The 14,243-nt window shown below is 46.4% G+C and carries 12 protein-coding genes; 9 read left to right on the forward strand and 3 right to left on the reverse strand.

Features of this window, described 5'->3' with window-relative positions:
• Nucleotides 1-51: 51 nt before the first annotated feature.
• The gene (gene uxuA / locus ISX59_RS19795) at nt 52-1,257 is read left to right on the forward strand and encodes a mannonate dehydratase (protein WP_032541103.1); all 1,206 of its coding nucleotides are present in this window, start codon (nt 52-54) and stop codon (nt 1,255-1,257) included.
• A gap of 134 nt (nt 1,258-1,391) precedes the next feature.
• On the opposite strand, the gene ISX59_RS19800 is transcribed toward uxuA, so the two are convergent.
• Nucleotides 1,392-1,922 carry a GNAT family N-acetyltransferase gene (locus ISX59_RS19800; protein WP_005779586.1) on the reverse strand — a complete coding sequence of 177 codons (531 nt, stop codon included), beginning with the start codon at nt 1,920-1,922 and terminating at the stop codon, nt 1,392-1,394.
• 110 nt (nt 1,923-2,032) lie between these two features.
• Here ISX59_RS19800 and ISX59_RS19805 point away from each other — a divergent pair, with 110 nt between their 5' ends.
• Entirely contained in the window at nt 2,033-3,190 is a 1,158-nt protein-coding gene (locus ISX59_RS19805; protein WP_032541104.1) for a DUF5009 domain-containing protein, read from the forward strand.
• A 164-nt stretch (nt 3,191-3,354) separates the two neighbouring features.
• Nucleotides 3,355-3,729: a hypothetical protein gene (locus ISX59_RS19810; RefSeq protein ID WP_032541106.1), complete on the forward strand. Its 375-nt coding sequence runs from the start codon at nt 3,355-3,357 to the stop codon at nt 3,727-3,729.
• Between the two features lie 168 nt (nt 3,730-3,897).
• Here the strand turns inward: ISX59_RS19810 and ISX59_RS19815 are convergent, their stop codons facing one another.
• A complete protein-coding gene (locus ISX59_RS19815) occupies nt 3,898-5,118 on the reverse strand; it encodes a pitrilysin family protein (protein ID WP_005779593.1) in 1,221 nt (406 codons plus the stop codon).
• A 128-nt stretch (nt 5,119-5,246) separates the two neighbouring features.
• Here ISX59_RS19815 and ISX59_RS19820 point away from each other — a divergent pair, with 128 nt between their 5' ends.
• The 6 genes from ISX59_RS19820 (at nt 5,247) to ISX59_RS19845 (ending at nt 12,035) form a co-directional block, all read left to right on the forward strand.
• Nucleotides 5,247-5,777 (forward strand): TIGR00730 family Rossman fold protein, encoded by a 531-nt coding sequence (locus ISX59_RS19820; RefSeq protein ID WP_005812321.1) that lies wholly within the window; start codon nt 5,247-5,249, stop codon nt 5,775-5,777.
• Nucleotides 5,777-6,382: an SIS domain-containing protein gene (locus ISX59_RS19825; protein ID WP_005779596.1), complete on the forward strand. Its 606-nt coding sequence runs from the start codon at nt 5,777-5,779 to the stop codon at nt 6,380-6,382. Before ISX59_RS19820 ends, ISX59_RS19825 begins: the two co-directional genes overlap by 1 nt.
• Complete coding sequence (locus ISX59_RS19830; RefSeq protein ID WP_188521448.1) at nt 6,370-7,290, forward strand: carbohydrate kinase; 921 nt, start codon at nt 6,370-6,372, stop codon at nt 7,288-7,290. The genes ISX59_RS19825 and ISX59_RS19830 overlap by 13 nt, the downstream gene beginning before the upstream one ends.
• 176 nt (nt 7,291-7,466) lie before the next feature.
• Entirely contained in the window at nt 7,467-8,522 is a 1,056-nt protein-coding gene (locus ISX59_RS19835) for a tyrosine-protein phosphatase (RefSeq protein WP_195341227.1), read from the forward strand.
• Nucleotides 8,523-8,616: 94 nt separating this feature from the next.
• A complete protein-coding gene (locus tag ISX59_RS19840; RefSeq protein WP_032542262.1) occupies nt 8,617-10,527 on the forward strand; it encodes a DEAD/DEAH box helicase in 1,911 nt (636 codons plus the stop codon).
• A gap of 644 nt (nt 10,528-11,171) precedes the next feature.
• Entirely contained in the window at nt 11,172-12,035 is an 864-nt protein-coding gene (locus ISX59_RS19845) for a DMT family transporter (protein ID WP_005779605.1), read from the forward strand.
• Between the two features lie 9 nt (nt 12,036-12,044).
• On the opposite strand, the gene ISX59_RS19850 is transcribed toward ISX59_RS19845, so the two are convergent.
• Nucleotides 12,045-14,231 carry a S46 family peptidase gene (locus ISX59_RS19850; protein ID WP_005812328.1) on the reverse strand — a complete coding sequence of 729 codons (2,187 nt, stop codon included), beginning with the start codon at nt 14,229-14,231 and terminating at the stop codon, nt 12,045-12,047.
• Between the last annotated feature and the right edge of the window lie 12 nt (nt 14,232-14,243).

The raw sequence follows: 14,243 nt of genomic DNA on the forward strand, positions 1-14,243 counted from the left end.
GATAAAACGAACAGAATGATTAAACCTACTTTCAAAAGTAAAAAATGACTTATGAATCAACCTTATATCACTTCATCAAAGAATAAACTCTTTCTTTCCGAACAAACCTGGCGCTGGTATGGACCGGATGATCCTGTCAGCCTTTGGGACATTAAACAAGCCGGAGCTACGGGAATTGTCAACGCTCTCCACCACATCCCTAATGGCGAAGTATGGACTGTAGAAGAAATTATGAAACGAAAGGAACTGATCGAATCCGTCGGTCTGCGATGGTCGGTAGTAGAAAGTGTCCCGGTACACGAACACATCAAAACCCAGACAGGCGATTACAGAAAATACATCGAAAACTACAAAGAGAGCTTACGTAACCTCGGTAAATGTGGAATTCATATCGTTACCTACAATTTTATGCCCGTACTCGACTGGACTCGCACCGATCTTGCCTATACCCTACCCGATGGCTCCAAAGCACTTCGTTTTGAACGTGCCGCTTTTATCGCTTTCGATCTTTTCTTACTGAAACGACCGGGTGCAGAGAACGACTATACCGATGAAGAAAAAGCCAAAGCAAAAATTCGTTTCGAACAGATGGACGCAACGGAGAAACAACTCCTTGTCCGTAATATGATTGCCGGACTTCCCGGTTCGGAAGAGAGTTTCACGCTGGAGCAGTTTCAACAGGAACTGAATCGTTACAAAGGTATCGACGCGGATAAGCTACGTGCCCACTTAATCTACTTCCTGAAAGAAGTGACTGCGGTAGCAGACGAGGCCGGTGTAAAGCTGGTGATTCATCCGGATGACCCACCCTGCCCCATTCTGGGTTTACCGCGTATCATGAGTTGTGCGGCCGATTTTCAGGCACTGATCGATGCTGTGCCTAATGAATCGAACGGGCTTTGTCTCTGTACCGGATCACTTGGAGTAAGCAGTGCCAACGACCTGGAAGGTATGATGAAACAATTCGGCGATCGTATCAATTTTGTCCACTTCCGAAGCACTCAGCGAGATTCCGAAGGAAATTTCTACGAAGCCAACCACCTGGAAGGAGACGTAGATATGTACCGGGTCATGAAAGCTTTCCTTGAATTACAACAGAGAAGAAAAGTATCTATCCCCATGCGTCCGGATCATGGACACCAAATGGTGGACGATTTAAAGAAGAAAACCAATCCGGGATACTCCTGCATTGGACGCCTGCGCGGACTTGCCGAGCTAAGAGGACTGGAAATGGGAATTGCAAAATCAATCTTTTAAAAACACGAAAAGGCAGTAAAAGACCTTTTCACCCACCGCTGCCTCCACAGATTAACACAGAAAGTAAGACCGAAGCCTACTCGATCTCTGTTTTTCTGTGGAGCCAGCGATAGTTTTGACACATTTATAAGGCCTCATCCTATCTGCTGCCTATACACTTCCTCTTTAATTCTTTCCACCTGTTCAGACAGTCGGGGAGAATCTTCATTTCCCATAATCCAAAGTGGACAGGCGTTCTCCATAGCATGATAAGAAGGCTGTACATAGGTTTTATCGAGCACCTTGTATCCGTTACGCCGATAATAGTTCACGCGCCGGGTAGTCATTTCATCTTCCGTAGGCTCTACTTCCAGCAGGCGCAGTCCTTTCAGGTGTCCGGCCACATAATCAAGCACCTGCTGCCCTATCTTTTTATTCCGCATTTCCGGGAATACAGCCAGGTGTTCCAAATAGTAGAAGTCACCCATATCCCAGTATACAAACATTCCACTCAACTCTCCATCACATTCAATAGCATTGAAATACATGGGGGTATGGTTCTCAATCATTCGTTTCAACTGCCCGATTTTTCTTCTCTCACTTTCGGGAAAAGACTCCTCGTACAAAGGAATCAAACGGTTCAGACGTGAATCGTCAGCACTCGTAATACGGCTTAATGTCATCATAATTTTTTAGGTTTTCAGGCAAAGATAAGCGGAATAAGCCGGAAGACAGCAGACTTTAAACATTTTTACGCTATCTTTGTGAGCATAACCCCTGATTAATTTAACACATTATGAAAACCTCATCCCCTCAACGAGTCGCTGCGGTCGATGTATTCCGTGCACTCACCATGTTCCTTATGCTTTTTGTGAATGATATTCCCGGACTCAGAAACATCCCCCATTGGCTTGGACACGCAGCAATGACAGAAGACATGTTAGGCTTCTCCGATACTATTTTCCCGGCTTTCCTGTTCTGCATGGGCATGTCTATTTCGTTTGCGGTACAAAACCGATACCAAAAGGGCGATTCACCGCTCCAAGTGATTATGCATATTTTCTGGCGAACCGTGGCACTGGTTGTTATGGGACTTTTCTCTGTAAACAGCGGAGGAGTGGCAGGACTCTCCCATCCCTGGTTCTCTATCATTATGGTGATTGGCTTCTTCCTGATCTGGGGAGTATACCCTCAACCGATAACCACCCGAAAGAAATATCTCTATACGGGAATGAAGACAGCAGGTATTTTACTGCTGACTTTCCTGATCCTCTACAAAGGATTTCATGGAGCACCTTTCCAGCAGAAATGGTGGGGAATTCTGGGCCTTATTGGCTGGACCTATGTAATCTGTGCCTCTGTATATTTATTTACCCGGGAAAACCTGGTACGCAACCTTTTCGTCTGGGTACTGTTTATCATTCTGGCATTGCTGAATCATGCAGACATCCTGCCGCTTCCATTCATACCAAGTGATATGACATTACACGCATTCGGAATATCGGGCATGCTAACTTCACTATTGATGCAGAAATATGCCAGCCCCGAACGCCCCGGAAAGTTTATAGGGATATTATGCGGTCTGGGCCTCCTTATGCTGGCAGCCGGCTTTGCCTCACATCCTTTCTGGATTATCTCAAAGATACAAGCCACTCCAAGCTGGTTCTTCTTCTGTACGGCAGCTTTCTTCCCGTCATTCGGCTTCTTCTATTGGCTGACTGACATAAAAGGCAAAACCGGCTGGTTCGATATTATCAAACCGGCAGGAACCGCAACCCTTACCTGCTATATCATTCCATATATCTGGTATGCAATGCAACAACTACTTGGATTACACTACCCCACCGCATTGGGCAGCGGCATACCGGGATTAATGAAATCGGCCATATTCTCACTGATTATTGTCGGTATCACAGGATTACTGGTCAAAGCTAAGATTAAACTAAAAGTATAAATCAAACTCCGCAGACTGAACCATCCAAGGTGACTAATGGCCCCACTGCCGGTCAGCTCCTTTGGACGGTTCAATTTCCTATTATTAAAAATAATTAATAACCCGAGAAAAAGCAAAGCCACCCGAAGTAAAGATCCGTATTAATCCATACATTTGCGCCAATTATGACAGCATACATCAAACTATTAATGCTATGCCTGTTATTTTTGGTATTCGGTACCCAGAAAAGCAGTGCTCTACAACCCGCCAATAACGGGGTGACAGTCACTACTGCCGTAAAAAGCTATACTCACAACATACCTTCTTTTGATAACTCAAGACACGACCTATTCGACTTTAATCAAGGGATACTGGTCAAAAAGGCTGTTTCGGATTCGGCCAACCCGTATAAACAAAGCAATAACCTCCATCCGGCTGCCAAGACGGACTCTCAGAAATTAATAACATTCAAAGAATACACTTCTTTTTATACTCTTCATAACAGAGTTAAGCCTGCACCCAAATACTATGTATTTGCGCTCAGGCATATTCTTATTTAGCACTTTCTGTACTACGGGTGTCTATGCGATTCGGCATAGCCTTGATTATGATGTTTTTTTAGTTTATATATTCCAAGGTCAGAGAGTGCATCGTAAAGATTTATATAAGTATTAATTGTGTGTCTAATAGTAATGTCAATCCTCAGATGCACCCTCTTCCTTTTCTTCTTATCTGTAGATCAGTGTAGAAAGATATTCCTCTGCGAACATCTCATTGGCTACCTCCAGCAACCCTTCTGCAGTTAATGCTTCGATTCGCCGGAAAACAGATTCAGATGATTCATACTTGTGGTAATGCAAGAAGGTCTTTGCCATCCCCAACGCATTATTTTCATTATTATCCGAAGCAACTCCAATCTGCCCGATCAGTTGTTTTTTAGCAGCCATCAGCTGCGAAGAGGTCATTTTCACATCCCGCATCCTTTTCAGTTCTTTGTAAGTCAACCGCAGACAAGTATCCACATCCGCAGGATCGGTTCCAAAATAGATGCAGAAAGCTCCCGTATCCGTATACGATGTCAGATTGGACTCCACAGTGTAGACCAATCCTCTTCGCTCGCGGAGAGAAACATTCAGGCGACTGTTCATCCCCGGACCACCCAGAATATTATTCAGCAGATACAAGCCGGTACGTTTATCATCATAAGCATTGTATCCCCTACTGCCAATCATCACATGCGCCTGATGGGTCTCCTTATGGACAACCAGATGCTCCGGTACGTAAAGGGGAGGCGGAGTACGGTGATTATCGACTCCAATCAACGGAAGGTCTGCCAACAGTTTCTCCACCTGGCGGACTATTTTCTGAAAGTTGAAGTTGCCCAAAACAAAGAATACCATATTGGAAGGTTGATAGAACCGGGAAGTAAAAGCAACCGCATCCCCGCTTCGGAATTGCTTCAGCAATTCCGGCCTGCCCAGAATGTTGCGTCCCAACGGATGATTCCGGAAAATCATATCTTCAAAGTCATCGAAAATAAGCTCCGAAGGAGTATCTTCGTATGACTGTATTTCGTCGATAATCACTTCCGTCTCCTTTTCTATCTCGTTCTGCGGAAAAGTGGAGTGAAAAACAATATCTGCCAGCAATTCCAGTGCCCGCCCAAAATGTTCGGTCAGGAATGCCGAATAGATCACCGTCTCTTCCTTATTGGTATATGCATTCAGGTCGCCTCCTACATTCTCCATACGATTCAGGATATGCCATGCCTTCCGTTTCCGGGTACCTTTAAAAATCAGGTGCTCCACAAAGTGGGCCATTCCTTGTTCGTTTTCAGCCTCATCACGGGTGCCGGCATCTACGGCAAATCCACAATAAGCCACCTTTGAAAGCGAAGGCTCATGGATGATGCGAAGACCGTTGGACAGGGTATGTATATTATATTGCATTTCTGCACGGGTACTTAACTGCTTCATTCTTACTATTAAGTTAGGTTGAGGATACAAAAATACAATAAAACTTATTGTCGTTTATAGAAAATTGCAGATATTTGTAAGCTATAACATCAATAACCCTTATGGAAAAGATAGGAATTTTCTGTTCCGCGTCCGACAGCATCGACCCGACATTCTTCGATGCAGCCCATCAGATTGGCGAATGGATGGGAAGAAACGGCAAGACACTTATCTACGGTGGTGCCAACCTCGGACTCATGGAATGTGTGGCAAAGGCAGTCAAAGAAAGCGGGGGACGTGTCATCGGTGTAGTACCCTCCAAACTTGAAGAGAACGGCAAAGTGAGTACATATCTCGATGAAATGATCCGCACACACAATCTGAGTGACCGCAAGGATATCATCCTGCAACAGTCGGATGTATTGGTGGCTCTCCCCGGCGGTATCGGCACGCTGGATGAAGTATTTCATGTCATGGCAGCCGCTTCCATCGGTTATCACCAGAAGAAAGTGATCTTCTACAACGCAAATGGTTTTTATAGCCCGTTGCTTGCCGTACTCAGCGAATTACAGGCAAGAGGATTTGCCCGCCATCCGCTGTCCTCCTATTATGAAGTAGCAAACACATTTAATGAATTAACAACTAAGATATAATGATTGAATCGATTCAAGAACTCCTGCAAAAGGAAGCACAAGCCGTGCTGAATATTCCCGTGACCAATGCCTACGAAAAGGCGGTTGAGTTGATTGTGGAACAAATACACAGAAAAAAAGGCAAACTTGTAACTTCCGGCATGGGTAAAGCCGGACAAATAGCGATGAACATCGCCACTACGTTTTGTTCGACCGGTATTCCCTCTGTCTTCCTGCATCCCAGCGAAGCGCAACATGGCGATCTGGGCATCCTGCAAGAGAACGACCTGTTGCTGTTGATTTCAAACTCGGGCAAAACCCGTGAAATCGTAGAGTTAACGCAGTTGGCCCACAACCTGAATCCGGGCCTTAAATTCATCGTTATCACCGGAAACCCCGACAGTCCGCTTGCCAGCGAATCAGATGTATGCCTGAGTACAGGGCACCCTGCCGAGGTTTGTACACTGGGCATGACCCCTACTACCTCGACTACGGTAATGACCGTCATCGGCGATATCCTCGTGGTACAAACAATGAAAAGGACTGAATTCACTATCGAAGAATACTCCAAACGCCATCACGGTGGTTATCTGGGTGAAAAATCAAGAAAACTATGCGTAAAGTAATCGGCATCGGAGAGACTATACTCGATATCATCTTCCGGAACGACCAGCCTTCGGCAGCCGTTCCCGGAGGCTCTGTTTTCAACGGCATCGTTTCTTTAGGACGCATGGGAGTCAATGTATGTTTCATCAGCGAAACGGGCAACGACCATGTTGGAAACATCATCTTGCAATTCATGCGTGACAATCATATCCCGACGGATCACGTCAATGTGTTCCCGGATGGCAAATCGCCCGTATCCCTGGCTTTCCTGAACGAACACAGCGACGCGGAATACATCTTCTATAAAGACTATCCCAAACAGCGGCTGGACGTTTTGTTCCCTCCCATCAACGAAGATGATATCATTGTCATCGGTTCATACTATGCCCTGAATCCGGTTTTACGCGACAAGATTCTGGAACTGCTGGACATAGCGAGAGAGAAAAAAGCGATTGTATATTATGATCCCAATTTCCGTTCTTCACATAAGAACGAGGCTATGAAGTTAGCTCCAACCATTATCGAGAATCTGGAATATGCCGACATCGTAAGGGGATCTCTGGAAGACTTCTATTACATGTACGGAATCAAAGACGCAGAGAAGATCTACAAGGATAAAATCAAGTTCTATTGTCCGCTATTCCTTTGTACAGCCGGAGCAGAAAAAATCTCGCTGCGTACCAACACAGTATCGAAAGAGTATCCTGTCACCCCGTTGCAAGCAGTCAGTACCATCGGTGCAGGAGACAACTTCAATGCCGGCCTGATCTACGGCATGTTAAAATATGACGTCCGTTACCGCGACTTGCAAAACCTGAGTGAGGAGACCTGGGATAAGGTGATACAATGCGGTCAGGATTTCTCCGCAGAAGTCTGCAAGAGTTTCAGCAACTCCGTATCGGAGGAGTTTGCGGCAAACTACCGTTAATGCTTGTCAGTTACGAGCTACAAGCAACAAGTAAATGTGCATCATCCGGCATAATTACCCGTAGCGTGTAGCCCGTAGCTAATTACTATTAACGTTGTCTAATTATAGCAAAGTAATTATACCATGTAACAAGAATCCATATCTTTGCAAATAGTGCTCTCAGACAAATACGAACTATGTACAAAAACCTGTTCAATTTACTAACTATTTTACTTATTCTGCCTTCGTGCACAGATATGTCTCCTAACATTTCGGTGGTTTGCGAAGAGAATAATATAGGAAACTGTATTCTTAAATGGGAAACAACCCCTCTCATCAAGGGGCAGGTGAAAGTATATGCATCCGACAACCCGGAGTTCATACCCGAAGACAATCCCGTCGCCATGGCTAACATCTCCGACGCACGGATAACGATTGTGACCAACGATCCTTCCAAACGCTCCTATTATACAATGGTATTCAATGACAAATACCGTGTAAAAGTGGCTCCCCGCAATGTAAATATGCCCGGCATACAGAACTTCCGCGACTTGGGAGGATATAAATCCGCTACAGGAAAGCACGTACGCTGGGGCAAGCTCTACCGTTCGGCACAGATAGACAGCCTGAATTGCTTTGCCTTCAGAAAACTACAGAATCTGGGCATCAAAACCATTCTGGACCTGCGCTCCGAAAGCGAACTCCATAATACGCCTCCTTTGCAAAAAGGATTCAATGTGGTGCATATCCCTATCAGTACGGGTGATATGGAACATATCCTGCACGGCATACAACAAGAGAAGATCAAGACGGATACCATTTACCACATGGTGGAAGAGATGAACCGCGAACTGGTGGTAAAATACCAGAAGGAATACAAGGAAATATTCGATATCCTGCTCGACAAAAACAGCTATCCGGTAGTGATTCACTGCTCGTCGGGAAAAGGACGGACCGGCATCGTATCTGCCCTGATACTGGCTGCTTTAGATGTTAATGCGGATATCATTATGGAAGATTACCGTCTGAGCAACGATTACTTTAATATCCCCAAAGCGTCCAAGTACGCTTATAACCTGCCCGCCAACTCGCAGGAGGCCATTACCACTCTTTTCTCGGCAAAAGAAGATTTCCTTAATGCAGCCAAAGACGAGATAGAGCGCAAATACGGTGATGTATCCACTTATCTGCAGAAAGCAATTGGTCTGCAGCCCGAGGACACACACAGACTACGCAACATCTTGCTGGAATAACGCATTTTTTGTCCATCATTATTTATTGTTATCATTCGTAATTCACAATTAATCCGTATCTTTGCACCCGAATATAAAGATATACAGAGATTTAATGAAGACATTTGAAGAGCTTGGCGTTTCTCCGGAGATACGTAAAGCTATTGAAGAGATGGGATACGAGAATCCCATGCCGGTACAGGAGGAAGTGATTCCATACCTTTTAGGAGAGAACAATGATGTAGTAGCTCTTGCACAGACAGGAACGGGTAAGACCGCAGCGTTTGGCTTGCCCCTCATCCAAAAAATTAACGTAAAAAACAGAATCCCCCAATCACTCGTTCTATGCCCTACACGTGAGCTTTGCCTCCAGATAGCGGGCGATCTGAACGATTACTCCAAATACATTGACGGGCTGAAAGTATTGCCCGTATACGGTGGTTCGTCCATCGACAGCCAAATACGCAGCCTGAAACGGGGTGTGCACATCATTGTTGCCACACCGGGACGTCTGCTCGACCTGATGGAACGCAAAACAGTATCGCTTGCCACTGTCACCAACGTGGTAATGGACGAAGCGGACGAAATGCTTAACATGGGCTTTACGGAGAGTATAAACGCTATCCTGGCCGATGTTCCGCAGGAACGCAACACACTGCTTTTCTCGGCTACGATGAGCCCCGAAATAGCCCGTATTTCGAAGAACTACCTTCACGATGCAAAAGAGATTACCATCGGACGCAAAAACGAAAGTACGAGCAATGTGAAGCATGTGGTATATACCGTACACGCAAAAGATAAATATGCTGCACTGAAACGCATCGTAGACTATTATCCGCAGATTTACGGTATCGTCTTCTGCCGTACCCGTAAAGAGACCCAGGAGATTGCCGATAAACTGATGCAGGAAGGCTATAACGCCGATTCACTGCACGGAGAACTTTCGCAGGCACAGCGTGACACGGTGATGCAGAAGTTCCGTATTCGCAACCTCCAGATACTGGTAGCCACAGACGTTGCCGCACGCGGACTGGACGTAGACGACCTGACACACGTCATCAACTACGGGTTGCCGGATGATACGGAAAGCTACACACACCGCAGCGGACGTACCGGACGTGCCGGTAAGACAGGTACATCGATTGCGATTATCAACCTGCGTGAAAAGGGAAAAATGCGCGAAATAGAGCGTATCATCGGCAAGAAGTTCATTGCCGGCGAAATGCCTACCGGCAAACAGATTTGCGAGAAACAGCTTCTTAAAGTGATCGATGACCTTGAAAAAGTAAAGGTAAACGAGGAAGACATTAATGACTTCATGCCCGAAATTTATCGTAAACTGGAATGGCTGAGCAAGGAGGACCTTATCAAGCGCATGGTATCGCACGAGTTCAACCGGTTCGTGGATTATTATCGCAATCGTGAAGAAATAGAGGTGCCGACAGACAGCCGCAGCGAACGTGCCGTAAAAAGCCGTGACGGCAAGAGTGGCCGCCAGGCAGAACCGGGTTTCACCCGACTTTTCATCAACCTGGGTAAGATGGATAACTTCTTCCCCCATGAACTGATTACCCTGCTCAACAATAACACCCGTGGAAGAGTGGAACTGGGACGTATCGACCTGCTGAAGAACTTCTCGTTCTTCGAAGTAGAAGAGAAACAAGCGCAGAACGTAGTAAAAGCATTGAACCGGACAAACTGGAACGGACGCAAGGTTACGGTAGAGGTTGCCGGAGAAGAGGCACCTACGGAACGCAGAGGACGCGGAAAACGGAATGAAGGCAGTGACCAGGGCGGCAAAGGAAGAAATACAGCCGCATCGGCCGACCGCAAGGATAAAGGCAGAGCCGGTAAAGACGGCAAACAGGCGGACACCCGGAAAGCCCAAAAGCCCAGCCGCGAGGAACGCGGATATTCCGCAGCACGTGGTCCCAAAGGTAAAGATGAATGGAAGCAGTTCTTTAAAGATGCCGAACCCGACTTCAGCGAAGAGGGATGGGCAAGAAGAAAACCCAAGAAGAGCTAAGGACAAAAAGATAGGAAGAACGGCCTGTCAACTTTCAAAAAGACTTGATTAGCCGTTCCCTGCTTACTTCCCTTTCTTATAAAATTTCTCTTTCGGAGAGAAGCCGGATGAAAGCCCGGCTCTTCACTTCACTTAGCAACGGTCTGAGCGGGGTGAAGAGCCGGGCTTTCTCACTCCGAAGAGCAGGCTTCCGGACGAAATGCAACCTGCATTTCCCCCGAAAGGTTACTCCATCCGGAGCAAATGCTTACTCCATCGGAGGAAGAGACCTTCTTTATTCCCACTTTTTCCGAAAAAGCTTCTGTTCACAAGCTGGTTCATTTCAATAGAGCAGCAACCGGAAACTACCCAAAAGAGCTCAAACAAAGAGATTAAGCAACTATTTGTTTGCAATCACCCGATATACTCTAAAAATAGAAAGCAGATCAAGCGAATCAAAGACAGCACATCGCGAGCCTAATGCAAATTCCGGACATTTTTTTCACACCAACCGGAGAGAGGCCCGAAATAAACGATTCTGGAAGGGTCAGAAAAGCAAAAAGTCAAAATGATAAGAAAAGATTAAGTCAAGGTTCCCTTATTTATATTGTCCCCAAAAACACTACCTTTGCGTGAATTAAAAAAACAGGTAATAGTTTTCGGGTATGAACAAATTTAATGGTTTCCTTTACGGTCTGCTTTCATCGGCCTCCTTCGGGCTGATTCCTCTTTTCACCATCCCTGCCATGCGTGAGGGAATGCACTTCGAATCCATCCTGTTTTATCGGTTCCTGTTCGCCTGCTTAGCTTTGGGATGTATCCTGTTGCTCGACAAACAGTCTTTCCGTATCAGCCGCAAAGAAATCCCTTCGCTGTCGCTACTTGCCTTCCTCTATCTGATGTCCGCAGTCTTCTTGTTCTGGGGATATAAATTCATGGCAAGCGGGGTAGCCACTACCATCCATTTCATGTATCCGGTACTGACCACGCTGATTATGATGATCTTTTTCCGCGAAAAGAAGTCAGCCTGGCGCTTCTTCGCCATCGCTCTTGCCGTAGTCGGTGTCTCCTGCCTTTCTTACGGCGACAGTTCCGGTGGAATTACTGCCATCGGATTGTTCATCGTTCTCCTGTCGGCTTTGGGATATGCGCTTTACCTGGTTACGGTGAGTCAACTCAAGATCGGACAGATGAAAGGGCTAAGGCTTACTTTCTATGTTTTTCTGTTCGGTACGCTTTTCCTGCTGGTGGGGATAGGCGCGACCACGGGTATTCAAGCCATTCCCGACTGGCATACGGGAGGAAATCTGCTGCTGCTGGCATTGATTCCAACCGTAATCTCTAACCTGGCATTAGTACAGGCCGTAAAAAGCATCGGCTCCACGCTCACTTCCGTACTTGGAGCCATGGAGCCGGTAACAGCTGTTTGTGTAGGTATCTTTATGTTCGGCGAACCCTTTACCCGGAGCATCGGAATCGGCATTCTGCTCATAATCTCAGCAGTAATCGTAATCATACTGAGACGTTAGGGTAAGGGCTTACTTCTTTCGGTCTTCTATTTTCAGTTCTTGTATCAGCTGGCTTGCTTTTCCGAACTTTTCGATAATGAAGAGCATATATCGTACATCGACCCCGATACAGCGTTGTACTTCGGGTTCGAAAACGATATCGCTACTCATCGCTTCCCAATTCCCGTCGAATGCCAACCCCAGCAATTCACCGTTGCCGTTGAACATGGCACTGCCGGAATTGCCACCCGTAATGTCATTGTTTGAGATGAAACATACATTCATATCTCCCTTTTCGTCGGCATAACGTCCGAAATCACCTGATGCCAGCAGGGACAGGACCTCCGGCTGTACAGCAAAGTCGGGGTCACCACTGTGCTCCTTTACCTTCTCGAAAATTCCCTTTACCGTGGTATAATAGTCATAGTCGGCACCGTCGTAAGGTGAATAGCTGCCTATGGTACCGAAACTCAGCCGCATTGTCGAGTTGGCATCCGGATAGAAATTGCGGTCGGCATACATCCTTCTCATGGCGGCATTAAACTCGCGTTCGTCCTTTTCTATATTATCAGAAGCCTCAGCCATCTGACTACGCATATCGAAAAATTTCACAATCAGATCAATGCCGAGCGAAACTGCAGGGTCATCGACCATATGGAAAGTAGTATCGCGTTCCAGGAAACGCTTCAAGCCGCGTGGAGAAGTGATCTCAGAATGAGCATACAATGAATCAACATACATCTGCTCATTGCCTCCGTAAAGCGTATCTATGGTTTGGTAAAGATCGGGCAGATATGCCCGGTCCACTTTGCTCCGATACTCCTTCAACATGGCTACAAACACTTCTTTATCAATGGTCACATCATAGTTTGCATATTTATCGAGCAACTTCTGGAGCTGAGCCACCACCTGCTTCTGTTCCGCTTCGAAGTCGAAGTTCAGGATGGTCAGCGCAAATTGCACCAATTCGGGACCGTTAATAAACGACTCTCCGAAATAGGCCATCGCCCGGTTCACCTCTTTACGATCCTTGTAGTTCAGTTCGAGCGACGACATCAGGTGCAGCAACTTCTCCCGTTCTGACGGAGTCTTCTGAATCCACTTTCGGAGCGCGTCTTCCGCCTGGCGCTTCTTATCCAGCACCTTTAGTTTGCGTATGGCTTTATTGGTCCCGATACTGTTTTTCCAGTAATTGGAGCTTTCGTCATATTTCGACGCATATTTGATACGGATAGAATCTCTCCGGTCCATCTCACGTTTCCAAATGGCCTGTTTCACTCCGCGGACGTCGATCATAGCCTGATTCATCCCGTTCATCATTTCCTCGATACCAAACGAAGAAAGATAACGTTCTGTACTGCCGGGATAGCCCAACGTCATGCAAAACGAACCTTCTTTATATCCATCCAACGTAATCGGAGCTACATATTCGGGGTGATAGGGCACGTTATCGGGCGAATAGTCCGCAGGGCGGTTCTCCTTATCGGCATAAATGCGAAAGACACAGAAATCGCCTGTATGACGGGGCCACATCCAGTTGTCCGTGTCCCATCCAAACTTACCGATAGAGGACGGTGGCGCAAACACCAGACGCACATCGTTGAAATCGCGGTAAACGGAAAGCCAAAACTCATTGCCTCCGTAATAAGCATCTACAATGCCAACCAATGTGGAGTCCTTTTTCGAGACTTCATCCCCTATTAATATCATCATCGAATCGATGGCTAAACCTCGTTCAGCTTCGGTCATACCGGGTGTTGTAGCTTTCAGGACCCGGCGGGTAACGTCTTCTGTACGTAGCAGGAAGCGGACATACAACTCGGGATTGGGCAACTCTTCTTCCCGGCTATGCGCCACGAACCCGTCTTTCAGATAATCGTGGTCAACCGAACTATGTTGTTGTATGCTGCTGAACCCGCAGTGATGATTGGTAAATACCAGGCCATCCTCGGAAACGACTACTCCCGAGCAGAATCCTCCGAAACTGACCACAGCGTCTTTCAGCGACGGACGCTTCGTACTGTAAAGCCGGTCGGCAGGCATCTGCAATCCCAGTTCTTTCATCGCTTTACGGGTTTCTTTATTCAGATTGCCCAGCATCCACATACCTTCATCGGCATGCAATGAAGCCGGGTAGAGAAAAAGCAAAACCAGACACAGAACTTCCCCCCATCTCTTTCTGCTACAGAAAGAGTTAATTACTTTGTTTCTATTCATTTATATTAATCA

It is taken from the genome of Bacteroides sp. FSHCM14E1 (genome assembly GCF_019633785.1).
Taxonomy (GTDB): Bacteria; Bacteroidota; Bacteroidia; order Bacteroidales; family Bacteroidaceae; genus Bacteroides; species Bacteroides hominis.